Source organism: Streptomyces sp. NPDC039465 (genome assembly GCF_055639315.1).
The window spans coordinates 374,314-391,068 of record NZ_JBVKAP010000002.1; the positions used below are offsets into that span (position 1 = coordinate 374,314).

At 72.1% G+C, this 16,755-nt stretch carries 15 protein-coding genes; 6 read left to right on the forward strand and 9 right to left on the reverse strand.

Translation table 11 applies throughout. From position 1 onward, the window contains the following. Positions 1-15: 15 nt before the first annotated feature. The 8 genes from ACZ7LT_RS07850 to ACZ7LT_RS07885 all read right to left on the reverse strand — a co-directional run bounded on the left by ACZ7LT_RS07850 (position 16) and on the right by ACZ7LT_RS07885 (position 8,585). Positions 16-1,281 (reverse strand): alpha/beta fold hydrolase, encoded by a 1,266-nt coding sequence (locus tag ACZ7LT_RS07850; RefSeq protein ID WP_471235103.1) that lies wholly within the window; start codon positions 1,279-1,281, stop codon positions 16-18. Between the two features lie 141 nt (positions 1,282-1,422). Then, positions 1,423-2,097 (reverse strand): GntR family transcriptional regulator, encoded by a 675-nt coding sequence (locus tag ACZ7LT_RS07855; protein WP_471235104.1) that lies wholly within the window; start codon positions 2,095-2,097, stop codon positions 1,423-1,425. A gap of 41 nt (positions 2,098-2,138) precedes the next feature. Then, entirely contained in the window at positions 2,139-3,521 is a 1,383-nt protein-coding gene (locus ACZ7LT_RS07860) for an aldehyde dehydrogenase family protein (protein ID WP_471235105.1), read from the reverse strand. Next, positions 3,518-4,522 (reverse strand): proline racemase family protein, encoded by a 1,005-nt coding sequence (locus ACZ7LT_RS07865; RefSeq protein ID WP_471235106.1) that lies wholly within the window; start codon positions 4,520-4,522, stop codon positions 3,518-3,520. The genes ACZ7LT_RS07860 and ACZ7LT_RS07865 overlap by 4 nt, the downstream gene beginning before the upstream one ends. Positions 4,523-4,545: 23 nt before the next feature. After that, positions 4,546-5,463: a dihydrodipicolinate synthase family protein gene (locus ACZ7LT_RS07870; protein ID WP_471235107.1), complete on the reverse strand. Its 918-nt coding sequence runs from the start codon at positions 5,461-5,463 to the stop codon at positions 4,546-4,548. 81 nt (positions 5,464-5,544) lie between these two features. Then, positions 5,545-7,053 (reverse strand): FAD-dependent oxidoreductase, encoded by a 1,509-nt coding sequence (locus tag ACZ7LT_RS07875; RefSeq protein ID WP_471235108.1) that lies wholly within the window; start codon positions 7,051-7,053, stop codon positions 5,545-5,547. Further along, positions 7,034-7,348: a (2Fe-2S)-binding protein gene (locus tag ACZ7LT_RS07880; RefSeq protein WP_471235109.1), complete on the reverse strand. Its 315-nt coding sequence runs from the start codon at positions 7,346-7,348 to the stop codon at positions 7,034-7,036. Before ACZ7LT_RS07880 ends, ACZ7LT_RS07875 begins: the two co-directional genes overlap by 20 nt. A gap of 82 nt (positions 7,349-7,430) precedes the next feature. Then, the gene (locus ACZ7LT_RS07885) at positions 7,431-8,585 is read right to left on the reverse strand and encodes an NAD(P)/FAD-dependent oxidoreductase (RefSeq protein WP_471235110.1); all 1,155 of its coding nucleotides are present in this window, start codon (positions 8,583-8,585) and stop codon (positions 7,431-7,433) included. Between the two features lie 210 nt (positions 8,586-8,795). Between ACZ7LT_RS07885 and ACZ7LT_RS07890 the strand changes: the two genes are divergently transcribed. The 5 genes from ACZ7LT_RS07890 to ACZ7LT_RS07910 are packed head-to-tail and all read left to right on the forward strand — an operon-like array spanning position 8,796 to position 14,450. Next, positions 8,796-10,547: an ABC transporter substrate-binding protein gene (locus ACZ7LT_RS07890; RefSeq protein ID WP_471235111.1), complete on the forward strand. Its 1,752-nt coding sequence runs from the start codon at positions 8,796-8,798 to the stop codon at positions 10,545-10,547. A gap of 12 nt (positions 10,548-10,559) precedes the next feature. After that, on the forward strand, positions 10,560-11,486 hold the full coding sequence (locus ACZ7LT_RS07895) for an ABC transporter permease (protein ID WP_471235112.1): 927 nt from the start codon (positions 10,560-10,562) through the stop codon (positions 11,484-11,486). After that, positions 11,483-12,469 (forward strand): ABC transporter permease, encoded by a 987-nt coding sequence (locus ACZ7LT_RS07900; protein WP_471235113.1) that lies wholly within the window; start codon positions 11,483-11,485, stop codon positions 12,467-12,469. The genes ACZ7LT_RS07895 and ACZ7LT_RS07900 overlap by 4 nt, the downstream gene beginning before the upstream one ends. After that, entirely contained in the window at positions 12,469-13,473 is a 1,005-nt protein-coding gene (locus ACZ7LT_RS07905) for an ABC transporter ATP-binding protein (protein ID WP_471235114.1), read from the forward strand. Before ACZ7LT_RS07900 ends, ACZ7LT_RS07905 begins: the two co-directional genes overlap by 1 nt. After that, a complete protein-coding gene (locus ACZ7LT_RS07910) occupies positions 13,470-14,450 on the forward strand; it encodes an ABC transporter ATP-binding protein (RefSeq protein WP_471235115.1) in 981 nt (326 codons plus the stop codon). The genes ACZ7LT_RS07905 and ACZ7LT_RS07910 overlap by 4 nt, the downstream gene beginning before the upstream one ends. Positions 14,451-14,504: 54 nt before the next feature. On the opposite strand, the gene ACZ7LT_RS07915 is transcribed toward ACZ7LT_RS07910, so the two are convergent. Then, entirely contained in the window at positions 14,505-15,704 is a 1,200-nt protein-coding gene (locus ACZ7LT_RS07915; RefSeq protein ID WP_471235116.1) for a M6 family metalloprotease domain-containing protein, read from the reverse strand. Between the two features lie 101 nt (positions 15,705-15,805). Between ACZ7LT_RS07915 and ACZ7LT_RS07920 the strand changes: the two genes are divergently transcribed. Further along, entirely contained in the window at positions 15,806-16,753 is a 948-nt protein-coding gene (locus tag ACZ7LT_RS07920; protein WP_471235117.1) for a LysR family transcriptional regulator, read from the forward strand. The last annotated feature ends 2 nt before the right edge of the window (positions 16,754-16,755 follow it).

Below are 16,755 nucleotides of genomic sequence, written 5' to 3' on the forward strand. Positions count from 1 at the left end.
GGGGTTCGGGCCGCTCTACGCGCGGCCGCGGGCGATGTCCATCAGGCGGGCGAGGACGCGGCCGCCGGAGGCGGAGACGCCGTCGTGCTCCCATTCGTTGGTGACCCAGGCCCTGGCGGCGCCGACCTCGCGCACGGTGCGCAGGGAGAGTCCGGCATCCACGTACATGTCGTCGTGGTAGACGATGGCGGCCAGCGGGATGTCGTTGGCGGCGAGGCGGCGGGGGTCGTACAGCGGCGGCCAGTCGGTGCGCTCGGCGAGCAGGTCGGCGGCGTCGGCGAAGGGGCGCAGTCCCTTGATCTCGCGGAACATCCAGGGGTAGATCATTTCGCCGGTCAGCAGGAGGGGGTCGGCGTCCTCGGTGAACTCGGCGAAGCCGGCCTGGGCGCGGGCGGCCGCCCAGGCCGTGGGGCCCGCCCCCTGGCCGTAGATCGTCTCCTGCGCCACGGCGAAGAGCGGGTTGTCGGTGAAGCCGGTCAGGGTCATCACCTGGTGCAGGAAGGTGGCGGTCAACTCGCCCTGGTCGTCGAGGGCTTCGTCGAGCAGCCAGTGGAGCCGTTCGAAGCCGTCGCCCATGCCGAGGACGAGTCCGAGCGTGCGCAGGCGGTGGGGTGTCAGACGGTCGCCGTCGGGCAGGCGGACGTCGGTGGCCGCGAGGAGGTCGGCGATCCGGCGCAGCCGGGGGGCGTCGTCGGGGTAGCGGGCGTAGAAGTCGAGGACGCGGTCCCGGACGCGGGGGTAGGTGCGGGCGTAGACGTCGTCGGCGGTGGCGGTGAGGCCGGGCAGGCCGCCGGTGACGTAGCAGGCCCTCAGCCCTTCGGGGGCGTGGGAGAGATAGGTCAGCGTGATGAAGCCTCCGTAGCTCTGGCCGAGGGTCTCCCAGGGCTGGTCGCCGCAGAGTTGACGGCGTATCAGTTCGGCGTCGGCGACGATGGCGTCGGCGCGGAAGTGGCCGAGGTACGCGGCGAGCCGGGCCGGGGAGGAGAAGCGGGCTGCGGCCCTGGCCGTGACGGGGGTGGAGCGGCCGGTGCCGCGCTGGTCGAGGAGCAGGACGCGGTGGGTCTTGAGTGCGTGGTCCAGCCAGCTGGGAGAACCGCTCGACGGCCGGGGCGACTTGCCGCCCGGGCCGCCTTGCAGATACAGCAGCCAGGGCAGTTCGTCGCCGGTGCGGGCGGGGTCGGCGACCTCGCGGGCGAAGACCTCGATGGTCGGGCCGAGGGGGTCCTGGTGGTCGAGGGGGACGGTGAAGGTGTGGTCGGTGGTGGCGTATGCGGGGTTCATGGATCCCTTTCGCGGCCCCATGGGCGCATCATGAAGTGTGACATTGCACTGATTGTCAGGGCGACCCGCACCACGATCGAGAAGCCCGGTCGAGAAGCCCGGTCGAGGAGCCGCGGCCGGGAGGCCGCGGCTCTGCGGCCGTCAGCCCTTCGACTCGCTCTTCGCCCACAGCGAGCGGACATGACCCAGGTGCCGGGCCATGCACTTCTCCGCCGCCTTGGCCTCGCCCGCCAGCATCAGGTCGAGCAGCTCCAGGTGCTCCTCGGCCGAGGGGATCAGCTCGCCCCGCTCGTCCAGCGCGGCCAGGCCGTACAGACGGGACCGCTTGCGCAGGTCGCCGACGGTCTCGACGAGCCGTTCGTTGCCCGTGAGGGACAGCAGCGAGAGGTGGAAGCGGCGGTCCGCCTCCAGGTAGGCGATGAGATCGTGGTCGCGGGCGGCCCGCACGATCTCCTCGGCGACGGGGCGCAGCGCCTCCAGCTCCTCGCGGGTGGCGCTGCGGGTGACCCGCCCGATCGAGGGGACCTCGATCAGGGCCCGGATCTCGGTGTACTGGTCGAGGTCGCGCTCGTCGACCTCGGTGACCCGGAAGCCCTTGTTGCGGACGGGCTCGACGAGACCTTCGCGGGCCAGGTCGAGCATGGCCTCACGGACCGGGGTCGCCGAGATCCCGAAGTCCTCGGCGAGCGTCGGCGCCGAGTACACCACCCCCGGCCGCAGCTCGCCGGAGATCAGGGCGGCCCTCAAGGCATGGGCCACCTGATCGCGCAGCCGCTCACGGGTGGCGTTGAGATCGCGCTGCTTGAGGTGCCCCATGGTGTTCCCTTCGTGCCTGCCGAGATCACCAGAGTACAATGTCACGTTGTTTTCGCAGGTGACAGGGTGTAGGTACGACCGGCCGAGTAGAACTCCAGTGCCGTGCGGCCCTGTTCCCGTGGGCCATGGCTGGAGGCCTTGGCGCCACCGAACGGCAGATGGAAGTCCACCCCGGTGGACGGGGCGTTGACCCTGATCATTCCCGTGTCGAGCCGGTCGAGCCCGGTGAGGGCGGCGTCCAGGTCGGTGGTGTGGACCGAGGTGACGAGCCCGTACGGCACCGCGTTGGTGAGGCGTACGGCGTGGGCGAGGTCGTCGGCGGGCAGCAGGGCCGCGACCGGCCCGAAGACCTCCTCGCGCAGCAGCCGGTGCCCCGGGGACACCTTCTCCACCAGGGTCGGTGCCGCGTACCAGCCGGCCTTGTCGAGAAGGGTGCCGCCGGCGAGTACGGGCGTGCCGTGCCAGGCGTCGCAGACCTGGTCGCGGGCGTGTTCGCTGATGAGCGGTCCGCACACGGTGGCCGGGTCGGCCGGATCACCGACCGGCACGGCGCGCAGCGCCTCGGACAGGGCTTCTCGCAGCGGATCGAGGGCGGCGCCGACCGCGATGACCCGGCTGGTGGCCGTGCACTTCTGCCCCGCGTAGCCGGCGATGGCGGCGGCGAGATGGGCCGCCGCCTGCTCGATGCCGGCGTCCGGCAGGACGATGGCGGCGTTCAGGCCGCCCATCTCGGCCTGGACCGGGACTCCACGGGCCGTCGCGGCGCGGACGACGGCCTGCCCCACGACCGTCGAGCCGGTGAAGGAGACGACGTCGGCGGCGGCGACCAGCGCGCCGCCCTCCGTCGCTCCCCCGGGCAGGACGGTGAAGACACCCGAGGGGAGCGCCCGTTGGACGATCTCGGCCAGGCGCTGGGCGCAGGCGGTGGCCTCCGGCGCGGGCTTGAGGACGACGGTGTTGCCGACCGCGAGGGCCGGTGCGGCCTTCCAGCTCGGGATGGCGAAGGGGAAGTTCCAGGGGGTGATCAGACCCGCCACGCCGTGGGGGCGGCGACGGGTCATCAGCAGCCCTGCGCCGGCGGCCGTCTCGTGGACGCTGCCGACGGGTTCGTAGGGGGCCTGGGCGTAGTAGCGCCAGATGGCCGCGGTCCGGGCCACCTCCGCGCGCGCCTCGGTGAGGGGCTTGCCCACTTCCCGTACGGCGAGAGCGGCCAGCTCCTCGGCCTCCGCCTCGATGGCGGCCGCGACCGCGGCGAGCGCGGAGGAGCGGGCGGAGGCACCGCCGAGCAGCCACTGCGGCTGGGCGGCGCGGGCCCGCTCCACGGTGTCGGCCGTGGCGAAGGCGCCGGGAGCGGGGACCTGGACGACGATGTCGGACGGGTCGGACGGATTGCGGGAGATGACGGGAGACGGGCTCGTGGTCACAGGAGGAACCCTCCGGGGAAGGGATCGGTCGGGTCGAGGAAGTACTGGGCGGTTCCGGTGATCCACGCCCGTCCGGTGATGGCCGGGACGACGGCCGGGCGTCCGCCGACCTCGGTCTCGGCGACGAGCCGTCCGGTGAACCGCGTACCGATGAAGGACTCGTTCACGAATTCCCGGTCCAGGGGCAGTTCGCCGCGGGCGTGCAGCTGCGCCATCCGTGCCGAGGTGCCGGTGCCGCAGGGCGAGCGGTCGAACCAGCCGGGGTGGATGGCCATCGCGTGCCGGGAGCGGACGGCGTCGGAGCCGGGGGCTTCGAGGTAGACGTGCTTGACCCCGGCGATCTCCGCCCGCTCCGGGTGGACCGGCCGGTCGGGTGAGGCGTTGATCGCTTCCATGACGGCCAGGCCCGCGGCCAGCAGGTCGTCCTTGCGGGCACGGTCGAAGGGCAGTCCCAGATCGGCCAGGCGGACGAAGGCGTAGAAGTTCCCGCCGTACGCGAGGTCGTAGGTCACCGGCCCGTACGTGGGCACGTCGACGGTGAGGTCGAGGCCGGCGCAGAACGCGGGGACGTTGGTGAGCGTCACCGCCGTGGCCGCGCCGTCCTCGACGTGGACGTCCACGGAGACGAGGCCGGCGGGGGTGTCGAGGCGGACCGTGGTGACCGGTTCGGTGACCGGCACCATCCCGGTCTCGACGAGGACGGTGGCCACCCCGATGGTGCCGTGCCCGCACATCGGCAGCAGGCCCGAGACCTCGATGAACAGCACACCGAAGTCGGCGTCGGGGCGGGTGGGCGGCTGGAGGATGGCGCCGCTCATCGCCGCGTGTCCCCGGGGCTCGTACATCAGCAGGGTGCGGATGTGGTCGAGGTGTTCGATGAAGTGCAGACGCCGCTCGGCCATCGTGGCGCCGGGGATGGTCCCGACGCCTCCGGTGACGACCCGGGTGGGCATGCCTTCGGTGTGCGAATCGACGGCGTGGTAGACGTGGCGGGTGCGCATGGTGGTGTCCCCTCGGGTGGCGACTACTTGTGGCCCTCGGCGACAGCCTTCTCGGTAGCCTCGCGCACCGCGGCCTCGATCGCGCCGCCGAGCGGGTGGCGCGGCGGCCGGACCGGGCCGCCGTGACGGCCGGCGATGTCCATCGACAGCTTGATCGCCTGCACGAACTCGGTCTTGGAGTCCCAGCGCAGCAGCCCGTGCAGGGACCGGTAGAGCGGCAGCGCCGTGTCCAGGTCCCCGGAGACCGCCGCGTGGTACAGCGTGGAGCAGGTGGCGGGCAGGGCGTTGGGGTAGCCCGCGATCCAGCCGACCGCTCCAGCCAGAGCCAGTTCGAGCAGGACGTCGTCGGCGCCGATCAGCAGGTCGAGCCCGGGCGCGAGTTCGGCGATCTCGTAGGCCCGGCGGACGTCGCCGCTGAACTCCTTGACGGCCACGATGCTGCCCTCGCCGTGGAGCTGGGCGAGGAGCGCCGGGGTCAGGTCGACCTTGGTGTCGATGGGGTTGTTGTACGCGACGACGGGCACCCCGGCCTTGGCGACCTCGGCGTAGTGGGCGCGTACGGACTGCTCGTCGGCGCGGTAGGCGTTGGGCGGCAGCAGCAGTACGGAGCCGGCGCCGGCCTCGGCGGCCTGCTCGGCCCAGCGCCGGGACTCGGCGCTGCCGTAGGCGGCCACGCCGGGCATCACGCGCGCCCCGTCGCCCGCGGCCTCGACAGCGGTACGGACGACGCGGGCCCGCTCCTCGTCGGTGAGCGTCTGGTACTCGCCCAGGGAGCCGTTGGGTACGACGCCGTCACAGCCGTTCTCGATCAGCCAGGCCACGTGCTCGGCGTAGGCGTCGTGGTCGACGGAGAGGTCGGCGCGGAGCGGAAGCGTGGTGGCGACCATGATGCCGCGCCAGGGCTGGGCGGGGTTCCAGGAGGTGGCAGTGCTGGCAGTCATCAGGACAGACCCTTCTTCAGTATGTGACATGTCACTGTGGATGGTGCGGCGTCCGGAGAGGAACGCCGCGGGGGGCAGAGGTCAGCCGCCGTCGGTGGGGGCGGATCCCGTGGGGGGCTCAGGGGCCTCGGCCGCGCTCGGTTCGTCCAGCGAGGCGAGCGCCGCGAGGGTGACGGGGACGGCGAGCGGGCGCCGCTCGGCGGACGGCGGTACGTCGCCGCCGGCGGCCGCGAGGCAGGCCACGGCCGCGCCGCACATGCGGCCCTGGCACCAGCCCATCCCCGCTCGGGTGAGCAGTTTGACCGTACGCGCGTCGCGTGCACCCAGATCGGTGACCGCCTCGCGGATGCTTCCCGCGGTCACCTCCTCGCAGCGGCACACGTCCGTGTCGTCGTCCAGCCAATGGGTCCAGCCGGGGCCTGGCCGGTGGGCGGCGGCCATGACGTCGGCGAAGGCACGCATCCGGTCCCGGCGGCGGCGCAGCGACCGGGCGTGTCCGCCGGCGGTGAGGGTACGCCGTCCGGACAGCCGGGCGGCGATGGCGATCGCCGCCAATTCGCCCTCGATACGGGCGAGTTGGGCTCCGCCCACTCCTCCGCTCTCCCCGGCCGCCCACACGCCGGACACCGAGGTCCGCTGGAGGGTGTCGAGCGCGAGGGCGGACGTTCCGTCCTGCGAGGGGCGTGTGGCGCAGCCCAGTGCGGTGGCGAGTTCGATCTGGGGTGCCAGGCCGAAGCCCACGGCCAGTGCGTCGCACTCGATGCGACGGCCCGTGCCCGTCACGGGCCGCCAGTCGCGGTCGAGCCGGGAGACGGTCACGGCTTCCACCCGGTCTTGGCCGTGGACGGCGGTGACCGCGCTGCGGGTGCGCACCCGTACGCCGTGGCGCAGCAGCGCGGAGCCGTGGACCGCCGCCTCGGCGAGCTTGTGGGGGTTGGCAGCCAGGGTGCCCATGTGACGGGCGTAGCCGAGATAGCCGGACGCCTCCACGACGGCGGGGACGCGGGCGCCGGCGAGCGCGAGCGAGGAGGCGACGGCGAGCAGCAGCGGGCCGCTGCCCGCCACGACGATCCGCTTGCCGGGCAGGACGAGCCCGGACTTGAGCATCGCCTGCGCGCCGCCGGCGCCCACCACACCCGGCAGGGTCCAGCCGGGGAAGGGGAGCTGGCGTTCGTACGCCCCGGTGGCGAGGAGGAGCGCCCGGGCCCGTACCCGTACGGACCGCTCGCCGTTGCCGTCGTCGCCGGTGACGGCGTGGACCGTCCAGGCATCCGTCTTCTCCGGGTCGTCCCGGGTCACGGCCCAGACGTGGTGCCCGGCCAGGCGGGTGACACCGCTCGGTTCCTGGGACAGGGACTCCAGGCGACGGTGGAGAGACCGGAAGGCGGACCAGTCGTGGTGCAGGGCTTCGGGGCGTACGGCGCCGAGTGCGGGTTCGGGGTGCCGGTAGAACTGGCCGCCGACCTGGGCCGATGTGTCCAGCAGGGCCACCGACAGGCCGAGTTCGGCGGCGGTGACGGCGCCGGAGAGACCGGCGGAGCCCGCGCCGACGACCGCGACGTCGTAGAGGTCAGACGCTGAGGTCGGCATGGCCGTTTCCTTCCTGGGTGGTGACGGCGTCGCCGGGGCGGGCCGGGACCAGGCAGGCCCTTCGGTTGGGTGTGCCGTTGATCGTGGCGAGGCAGTCGTAGCACTGTCCGATCCCGCAGAACGCGCCGCGGGGGCGGCCCGTGCCCCGGGTGGTGCGCCACGCCAGGATCCCCGCTCCCCACAGGGCCGCGGCGACGGACTGGCCGGGCAGGGCGGTGATCGTGCGGTCGTCGAAGGTGATCTCGAACGGCGGCTCGGGCCGCGCGCCGACCAGTTCGGCGGGGGTGCGGGCCATGGCGGGTCCTTCTTTCCGTGCGGGCTCGTGGTGGACGGCGATCGCCTCGCGGGGGCGGATCAGGGAGGGCTCGGGGGGCGGCTCAGGGTACGGGAGCGAACCGGTCGGGGCGGAACGGTCCGGTGTCCAGGGGTAGTTGGCCGTGGGTCAGCCAGCGGGCGATGAGCAGTCCGGTCGCCGGCGCCAGGCCGATGCCGGCGCCTTCGTGGCCGCAGGCGTGCAGCAGTCCGGGAACGCGCGGGTCGGGGCCGATCGCGGGCAGGTGGTCGGGGAGGTAGGGGCGGAAGCCCGCGTACGTGCGCATCACGCGGACTCCGGCGAGTACGGGGAACAGCGCCGTCGCCCCGGCCGCGAGGCGCCGCAGCGCTTCGGTGGACAGCGACCGGTCAAATCCGACCCGTTCCCGGCTGGCGCCGATCAGGACCGGTCCCGCCGGTGTGCCCTCGACCACCGGTGAGGTCTGCAGTGCGGCGGATCCGCTGGCGACGTCGGCGATGTAGTCGGCCGCGTACACCTTGTGCCGTACGACGCGCGGGAGGGGCTCGGTGACGAGGACGAATCCCCGGCGGGGCAGGACGGGCAGCTCCACGCCCGCGCTCCGGGCGAGTTCGCCGCCCCACGTGCCGGCGGCGTTCACCACGTACGGGGCATGGAACTCGCCGCTCGCCGTCCGTACTCCCCGTACCTCCCCGCTCGCTCCGGTGATCACCTCGGTGACTTCCTCACCGAGGTGCGCGTGGACGCGACCGCCGCCCGAGCGCAGCAGGTGGGCGGCGGCGAGCGCGGGCATGACCTGGGAGTCCTGGGGGTAGTGGAAGCCTCCGGCCAGGCCGGGGGCGAGGTGGGGCTCCAGGTCGTGCAGCCGGTCCGCCGGGATCTCGTGGGCGGTGACGCCGGCTCCGCCCTGCCGGGTGGCGAAGTCGCGCAGGGCGGCCAGGCCGGTCTGGTCGGAGGCGATGACGAGGCCGCCCTTGGGTTCGTACTCGATCCGCTCCGGCAGGCCGTCGGCCAGTTCGCGCCACAACCGCAGGGAGAGCAGGGCGAGTTCGAGTTCGGGCCCCGGCTCCTTGTCGGAGACGAGGAGGTTGCCCTCTCCGGCTCCTGTGGTGCCGCCCGCGACCGGGCCGCGGTCGAGCACGGTGACGGTGAGGCCGGCGCGGGCGGCGTAGTAGGCGCAAGCGGCGCCGACCACGCCGGCTCCGACGACGATGACGTCCGAGGTGTTTCTCGTGAGCACGACAGTAATATTTCACATTGCACTCCGGCTGCCAAGAGGCGTGCCGCGAGGGCTTGCTTGACTTCCGGAGGGATCCGTTCCGGCCAGCCTCGCCGGACACAAGCGGATAACGGAGGAGCCGACGACTTGTCAGTGCAATTTCACATTACTATGTTACAGGTCACATTCCAGCCATGGTGCTGGCCGACCGCGTTCCCGGAGTGACCTCTGATGAACAAGCGCACCTCGATAACCCTCGCCGCCGCTCTCATGGCGACCCTCACCCTTGCCGTGTCCGGCTGCTCCGGTGGTTCCGGCTCGACGGGCCAGGACCGCGACGGCGGCCGGAACCCGGCGACCGGCACCAACGGCACGACCGTCGGTGGTACGCCCACGAAGGGCGGCACGCTGACCGTTCTGTCCAACCAGGACTTCACCCACCTCGACCCGGCCCGCAACTGGGTCATGGGCGACATGGACTTCGGAACCCGGATGCTCTACCGCACCCTGGTGACCTACAAGGCCCAGCCCGGCGCGAAGGGCGGCGAGCTGACCCCCGACCTCGCCGAGGACCTCGGCGTCTCCTCCAACGGCGCCAAGACCTGGACCTTCAAGCTGAAGAAGGGCCTGAAGTACGAGGACGGGACCCCGGTCACCGCCCAGGACGTCAAGTACAACGTCGAACGGTCCTTCTCACCCGACCTGCCCGGCGGCCCCGACTACGCCGCCCGCTACCTGGCCGGCGCCGAGGGGTACCAGGGCCCCGCCCAGGGCAAGCACCTCGACTCGATCAAGACCCCCGACGACCACACGATCGTCTTCGAACTGCGCAAGCCCTTCGCCGAGTTCCCGTACGCCACGGTTCTGCCCACCTTCGCCCCGGTGCCCAAGGCGCGGGACAAGGGCCCGCAGTACGACAACCGACCGTTCTCCTCGGGCCCGTACAAGATCGAGCGGTACGACCGGGACAAGCAGCTCGTCCTCGTCCGCAACCCCCATTGGGACCCGAAGACGGACAGCGTCCGCAAGGCGTACCCCGACAAGGTGGTCGTCACGATGGGCCTCAAGGCCAACCAGATCGACGACCGGCTCATCGCCTCCTCGGGCGCCGACGCCTCCGCCGTCGCCTGGGCCAAGCTGCGCACCGAATCCACCCCCAAGGTGCTCACCAAGGCCGACATCCGGGCACGGCTGCTCGCCGAGTCCAGCAACTGCGTCGAGATGGTGCAGATGCACACCGGCCGCGCGCCGTTCGACAACGTCAAGGTGCGCCAGGCCGTGCAGTACGCGCTCGACCGAGAGGCCGTGATGACCGCCTCCGGCGGCCCGGCGCTCAACGACCCGGCCACGGCCCTCATGCCCGGCACCCTCTTCGGCGGCAAGCAGCCGGACACCCTGAAGATCCCGGCCACCGGCGACCCGGCGAAGGCCAAGCAGCTCCTCAAGGAGGCGGGCAAGCCCGACGGCTTCGCCACCAGCATCACCGTCTCCAACGGCGACAAGGGGGTCGGCGAGGCGATCCAGCAGTCCCTCGGCCGGGCCGGGATCAAGGTCACCATCGAGACCGTCGACGCGTCCGCCTTCTACGACACCATCGGTGACACCAAGAACCGCACCGACCTCGTCTACACCGGCTGGTGCCCGGACTACCCCTCCGGCTCCACCTTCCTGCCCTTCGTCTTCGACGGCCGCTACATCAAGGAGAAGGGCAACTCCGGCAACCACTCCGTCTTCCGCGACCAGCCGACCATGAAGCGGATGGACGAGATCGCCGCCATGACCGACGCGCGGCAGGCCAACGAGGCCTGGCGGCAGCTGGACGGACAGATCCTCGCCCAGGCGCCGACGGCGCCCACCGTCGTCGAGCGTATGCCGCTGCTGGTCGGCACCAACATCGCCGGGGCGTACGGTCACACCTCCTTCGGAGGCCAGATCGACTACGCCACCGTGGGCCTCAAGGACCCGGCCAAGAGCGGCCGCTGAGGTACCCGGACCATGGCCACCACCTCACCGGCCGTCTCCGCGGGCAGCGGGCCCTGGCAGCTCGCCCGCGCGGAACTGCGCCGCCGCACCTCCGTGAAGATCTCCCTCGTCGTGGTCGCGCTCTTCGCGCTCATGGCCCTGGCCGCCCCGCTGCTCAGCGCGCTGGGCGGCTGGGGCCCCGAGGAGTTCGACAAGTCCGCCGTCGACCCCTACCTGGGCGGCCAGCCGATCGGCCCGCTCGGCGGCATCTCCGCCGAGCACTGGCTCGGCGTCGAACCCGTCACCGGACGCGACCTGTTCGCCCGCGTCGTCCACGGCGCCCAGGTCTCCCTGCTCATCGCCTTCGCCGCCACCGCGATCGTCGTCGTCGCCGGGGTCGCCGCCGGAATCGCGGCCGGCTACTTCGGCGGCCGCACCGACACCGTGCTGTCCCGGCTGATGGACCTCACCATGTCCTTCCCCTCCCTCATCTTCATGATCGCGATGATGTCGGTGGCCCGGGACGTCAACCGGATCGTCCTCATGACCGCCGTCATCGGCCTCTTCGGCTGGCCCGGCATCGCGCGCGTGGTACGCGGCCAGACCCTCTCGCTCAAACACCGCGAGTACGTCGACGCCTCCCGCGTCGGCGGATCGGGCCCCTGGCGGATCCTCACCCGCGACATCCTGCCGGGGGTCGCCGGGCCCGTGATCGCGTACACCACGCTGATCATCCCCGGCATGATCGCCACCGAGGCGGCCCTCAGTTATCTGGGCGTCGGTGTCCGGCCGCCCACCCCCTCCTGGGGCCAGATGATCGCCGAGGGCGTCAACTTCTACGACACGGATCCCATGTACTTCGTCATCCCGAGCGTCTGCCTCTTCCTGACGGTGCTCGCCTTCACCCTGCTCGGCGACGCGCTGCGGGACATCCTCGACCCGAGGGGCAGCCGCACATGATCCTCTACCTCGGCCGCCGGCTCCTCGGGGTCGTCGGCGTCCTGATCGCCATCGCCGCCGTCACCTTCACCATCTTCTACGTCCTGCCCTCCGACCCGGCCGCCGCGGCCTGCGGCAAGTCGTGCAGCACCGAACGGCTGGAGGCGATCCGCGCCCACATGGGCCTGGACCAGCCGCTGTGGCGGCAGTTCACGGATTTCCTCACCGGCATCTTCACCGGCCGCACCATGGGCAGCGGCCCGTACGCCCTGCACTGCGGCTTCCCGTGCCTGGGCTACTCGTACGAGAACAGCCAGGGCGTGTGGGACCTGCTGATCGACCGGCTGCCGGTCTCCGCCTCACTCGCCCTGGGCGCGGCGGTGATCTGGCTGGCCCTGGGCCTTTCGGCCGGGGTCGCGGCCGCCCTGCGCAAGGACAGCCTCACCGACCGCGCGCTGATGATCGGCGCGGTCGCCGCCGCCTCGCTGCCCGTCTACTTCACCTCGGTGATGCTGATCTACGGGCTGATCCGGGTGGCGGGGCTGCTGCCCTATCCGCAGTACGTGCCGTTCGGCTCCGATCCGCTCGGCTGGGCCTCCAACCTGCTGCTGCCCTGGCTGGCGCTCGCGATCCTGTATGCGGCCATGTACGCACGCCAGAGCCGCAGTTCGATGATCGAGACGATGGCGGAGCCGTACATCCGCACCGCCCGTGCCAAGGGCCTTCCGCGCCGCACGGTCGTCGTCAAGCACGGTCTGCGCGCGGGCATGACACCGATCCTGACCATTTTCGGGATGGACCTGGGCGGGCTGCTTGCCGGAGCGGTGATCACGGAGTCGATCTTCGGGCTGCCGGGCATCGGCCGGCTCTTCTACGGCGCCCTGACCACCGGCGACCAGCCGGTCATCCTCGGCGTCACGCTGCTCGCCGCCACCTTCATCGTCGTCGCCAACCTGGCCGTCGACCTGCTGTACGCCGTAGTCGACCCCCGGGTGAGGTACTGATGACGGACACCCAACCCCTGCTGTCGGTCCGCGACCTGACCGTCACCTTCCCCACGAAGCACGGTCCCGTACGCGCCGTCGACTCCCTCGCCTTCGAGGTGCGGCGGGGCCGGACCCTCGGCATCGTCGGCGAGTCGGGCTCCGGCAAGTCCGTCACCTCCCTGGCCGTGATGGGCCTGCACAGCGGCGCCGAGATCGCCGGATCCATCGCCTTCGACGGGCAGGAGCTCGTCGGCCTGGGCGAACGCGCCCTGAACCGGCTGCGCGGCCGCAGAATGGCGATGATCTTCCAGGACCCGCTCTCCAGCCTCCACCCGTACTACACCGTCGGTGAGCAGATAGCCGAGCACCACCGGGTCCACTTCGGATCGGGCCGCGCCGCCGCCCGGCGGCGGGCGGTCGACGCCCTGGCCGAGGTCGGCATCCCCGAACCGGAGCGCCGGGCGGGCGAGTACCCGCACCAGTTCTCCGGCGGCATGCGCCAGCGTGTGATGATCGCGATGGCGCTGGCCTGCGAGCCCGATCTGCTGATCGCGGACGAGCCGACCACCGCCCTCGACGTCACCGTCCAGGCCCAGATCCTGGAGCTGATCGCACGGCTCCAGGAGCAGCGGGGCCTCGCCGTCATCATGATCACGCACGATCTGGGCGTGGTCGCCCGCGTGGCCCATGAGGTCCTGGTGATGTACGGCGGCCGGGCGGCCGAACAAGCCGCGGTGGACGACCTGTTCGCGCAGCCGTCCCACCCGTACACGCGCGGCCTGCTCGACTCCCTGCCCCGCCTCGACGACAGCGACGACGAACCGCTGCGGGCGATCCCCGGCAGCCCTCCGTCCCTGCTCACCCCCGCTCCCGGCTGCGCCTTCGCCGCGCGCTGCGCCCGCGCGGCCACCGGTTCCGACGAGGAGCGGGCGCGGTGCGAGACCGAGCGGCCACCGCTCGACGGCCCCGCCGGGCACCCCGTCGCCTGCCACTTCCCCGCGTACGAAGGCATCGCCTCATGACGACGACACCCCAACCCCTGCTCCGCGTACGGGACCTGGCGATGAGCTTCCCCGGGCGCCGGGCCCGCTCGGCCCCGGTCCGGGCCGTCGACGGCGTCAGCTTCGACGTGGCGGCGGGCGAGACCCTCGGCCTGGTCGGCGAGTCCGGCTGCGGCAAGTCCACCACCGGCCGCATGATCGTCCGTCTGCTTGAGCCGACCGCGGGCTCCATCACCTACGACGGGCGCGACATCAGCCATCTCTCGCAGCGCGAACTGAAGCCGCTCCGCAAGGAGCTCCAGATGGTCTTCCAGGACCCGCACTCCTCCCTCAACCCCCGCCAGACGGTGGCCCGGATCATCTCCGACCCTCTGATGGTGCAGGGGAGTTCGGCGGCCGACGCGCGCAAGCGGACGGCCGAGCTGATGGAGCTGGTGGGCCTGATCCCGGAGCACATCGACCGGTACCCGCACGAGTTCTCCGGGGGCCAGGCCCAGCGCATCGGCATCGCCCGCTCGCTCGCCACCGGCCCCCGGCTGGTCGTCGCCGACGAACCCGTCTCCGCCCTCGACGTCTCCGTCCAGGCCCAGATCGTCAATCTGATGGGACGCCTCCAGCAGGAGCTGGGACTTGCGTACCTCTTCATCGCGCACGACCTGTCGGTGGTCAAGCGGGTCTGCGACCGGGTCGCCGTGATGTACCTGGGGCGGATCGTCGAGATCGGCCCGAAGGAGCGGGTGTACGCGGCCCCGGCCCACCCCTACACCCGTGCGCTGCTGTCCGCCGTGCCGCTGCCCGACCCGGCCGCCGAGCGGGCCCGGGAGCGGATCACGCTGCTCGGCGACCCGCCGAGCCCCGCCGCTCCCCCGCCGGGGTGCTCCTTCCATCCGCGCTGTCCCAAGGCGCGGGAGATCTGCCGGACGGAGGCACCGCCGCTGCGGGTCGCCACCCCCGGCGAGACGCGTCAGGTCGCCTGCCACTTCCCCGAGGCGGCCTGAACGCGGCTGCGCCCCGGGCCTCTTGAGGCCCGGGGCGCAGCCGTGCTCGTACCGCTACGACTTGGTGATGCGGACCCTCTCGCCGTACCCGTCCGCGCTCAGCACCTCGATGCGTACCCCGGCCGCGGCGTCGGTGAACGACTGCCCGGCCCAGAAGGGGGCGTCGTCGAGCGGGCGGCAGCCGGCCGCCGGGGTGGCGGTGGGCTTGGCGTCCATGACCCGGATCGGCCCCTGGCCGGTCACGACGGACGAGTCGACCTTGTAGACGAGCGCGCCGGTCGAGCAGACGCCCTTGTCCCCCTGGACCGCCCGCCGCGATTCGACGACGTACGCGGTGGTCGGGCCGGTGCGGACGACCGCCATCTTGGTGCCGGAGCCGTACTCGACCGCGGTCAGGTGGACGGTGTCGCTGCCCTTCGAGGCCCGGCACACCACTTGGCTGTCGGCGGTCCAGCCGAGCTTCCAGGAGTGCCAGGCGAAGTACTGCGGGCCGGCCCCGCCGACCAGGCCCATCACGTCCCACCCGCCGACGAAGCGGTGCGCGTCGGTGCCCGCGTCGAAGGCGTACAGGTCGGGCAGCCCGAAGGTGTGCCCGGTCTCGTGGCCGACGAGCTTGGCGCCCCAGTACCACATGTCCTGACCGAAGGTCACCGCCCACTTGACCCGACTGCCGTCGGCGACCACGCCCGCGGTGCCCGGGTCGTGGATGTACGCGGGGGTGAAGGAGATCGCCGCCGCGTTCCGGGTCGGCACGACGTACACCATGTCGTAGTCCGAGAAGTCCACCCACGGGTCGGCGGCGGCCACCGCGTCCTTGAGGTACGCCTCGTGCGTCTCGTGGGTCAGGCCCCGCGCGAAGCCGTACTCCGTGGACTTGCGCGGCATGCGCGCCCACTTCTGGTGCTGGGTGATCGCGAGCCAGGTCTTGCCGTACGAGGCGTTCCACAGCCAGTCCGCGCCGGGCGTGATCTGCGCCGCGTCGTCGGCCGGGGATTCGGTGGCTGGTGTGTCGGGGAAGTCCACGAAGATCATGGCGACTCTGATCGTGCCGAGGGGACGCTGGAACACGGAGTGGTCCGTGGCGTGCCCCTCGTCGGTCCAGCCGGTGGTGCCGCGCAGGGCGCAGGCCGACACACTGTCCGCCGTCGGCATGGCCGTCGCCGGGGACGCACCGGGGAGCAGTAGGAGCAGGGTGGCGATCAGGCCGGAAAATACCGTGGACCGTATCGCCGACGGGGTGCGGAACCGTCTCATGGCCTCACTACCTCCAGGTGTATGCCGTGTGACATTTCACATAAGACTGAAGGTGTCCGGCCACTGTCCGAAAGCTGTCGTCTCTCCATAACATCCGCGCCATGGATCTGGAGGTACGGCACCTGCGGGTGGTGTGCGCGATCGCCGAGGCCAAAAGCCTCACCCGCGCAGCCGCCTCGTTGTGCCTGACGCAGCCCGGCCTGAGCGCCCAACTCCGCCGTATCGAGAACATGCTGGGCGGATCCCTCTTCGACCGCCGGCGGGGCGGCGCCGTCCCCACGGCCTTCGGCGAGCTCGTCCTCGCCCGGGCGCGGGCCATCCTGCCAGGCGTCGACGCGCTCCTGGCCGACACCGCCCGGCACCAGACCGTCCCCGGCCGCGTCCGGATCGGCTCGGTCGGCGCTCCCCTGCTCAGCCATCTCATCCTGGCGACACGGAACGTACTGCCCGACGCCGAGGTGAGCGCGAGGTGCCGGTACTCCTCCATCCCGCTGCTGGAGGACCTCGCGGCCGGGCGGCTGGAAGCGGCGGTCCTCGGAGACCATCCGGAGCGGGAACTCCCGGCCACCGACGGGGTGGTGCTCACCCCGCTGGCCACGGAACCGGTGTTCGCCCTGCTGCCCGCGGCCCACCCGCTCGCGGCGCGGGAGGAAGTGAGCCTGGAGCAACTCGCCCGCGAGGACTGGGCGGTGCCCCGGCCGGACAGCGACGGCACCCGCGAGTACTGGTCCTCCGCACGTGCCCTGACCCACCACCGCCCTTCGACACCGTACGAAGCCGAAGGCCGCCCACTCATCGAACTCGTCCGCGCGGGCCTGGCGGTCAGCCTCTGCCAGGCAACTTTCACCGAGGCACCCGGGGTCGTCGTCCGCCCCCTCGCCGGCACCCCGCTCCGCTACCGGCACGTGCTGGCCTGGTGCGACGACGGCCCCCTCGCGGCGCACGGCGAGGAGATCCTGTCGCGGACCCGCGCCGGCTACCTCGACACCTGCGCCGCCAGCCCGGCGTACGTCGCCTGGCGGCAACGGAATCCCGCATTCGGCACGTGAGG

What these genes read in the sequence shown, in the direction of transcription:
- ACZ7LT_RS07905 (WP_471235114.1), top strand. Translation starts at nt 12,469, where the DNA reads ATGACGGACACCCAACCCCTGCTGTCGGTCCGCGACCTGACCGTCACC.
- ACZ7LT_RS07910 (WP_471235115.1), top strand. Translation starts at nt 13,470, where the DNA reads ATGACGACGACACCCCAACCCCTGCTCCGCGTACGGGACCTGGCGATG.
- ACZ7LT_RS07850 (WP_471235103.1), bottom strand. Translation starts at nt 1,281, where the DNA reads ATGAACCCCGCATACGCCACCACCGACCACACCTTCACCGTCCCCCTC.
- ACZ7LT_RS07915 (WP_471235116.1), bottom strand. Translation starts at nt 15,704, where the DNA reads ATGAGACGGTTCCGCACCCCGTCGGCGATACGGTCCACGGTATTTTCC.
- ACZ7LT_RS07855 (WP_471235104.1), bottom strand. Translation starts at nt 2,097, where the DNA reads ATGGGGCACCTCAAGCAGCGCGATCTCAACGCCACCCGTGAGCGGCTG.
- ACZ7LT_RS07880 (WP_471235109.1), bottom strand. Translation starts at nt 7,348, where the DNA reads ATGGCCCGCACCCCCGCCGAACTGGTCGGCGCGCGGCCCGAGCCGCCG.
- ACZ7LT_RS07890 (WP_471235111.1), top strand. Translation starts at nt 8,796, where the DNA reads ATGAACAAGCGCACCTCGATAACCCTCGCCGCCGCTCTCATGGCGACC.
- ACZ7LT_RS07875 (WP_471235108.1), bottom strand. Translation starts at nt 7,053, where the DNA reads ATGCCGACCTCAGCGTCTGACCTCTACGACGTCGCGGTCGTCGGCGCG.
- ACZ7LT_RS07870 (WP_471235107.1), bottom strand. Translation starts at nt 5,463, where the DNA reads ATGACTGCCAGCACTGCCACCTCCTGGAACCCCGCCCAGCCCTGGCGC.
- ACZ7LT_RS07895 (WP_471235112.1), top strand. Translation starts at nt 10,560, where the DNA reads ATGGCCACCACCTCACCGGCCGTCTCCGCGGGCAGCGGGCCCTGGCAG.
- ACZ7LT_RS07865 (WP_471235106.1), bottom strand. Translation starts at nt 4,522, where the DNA reads ATGCGCACCCGCCACGTCTACCACGCCGTCGATTCGCACACCGAAGGC.
- ACZ7LT_RS07920 (WP_471235117.1), top strand. Translation starts at nt 15,806, where the DNA reads ATGGATCTGGAGGTACGGCACCTGCGGGTGGTGTGCGCGATCGCCGAG.
- ACZ7LT_RS07900 (WP_471235113.1), top strand. Translation starts at nt 11,483, where the DNA reads ATGATCCTCTACCTCGGCCGCCGGCTCCTCGGGGTCGTCGGCGTCCTG.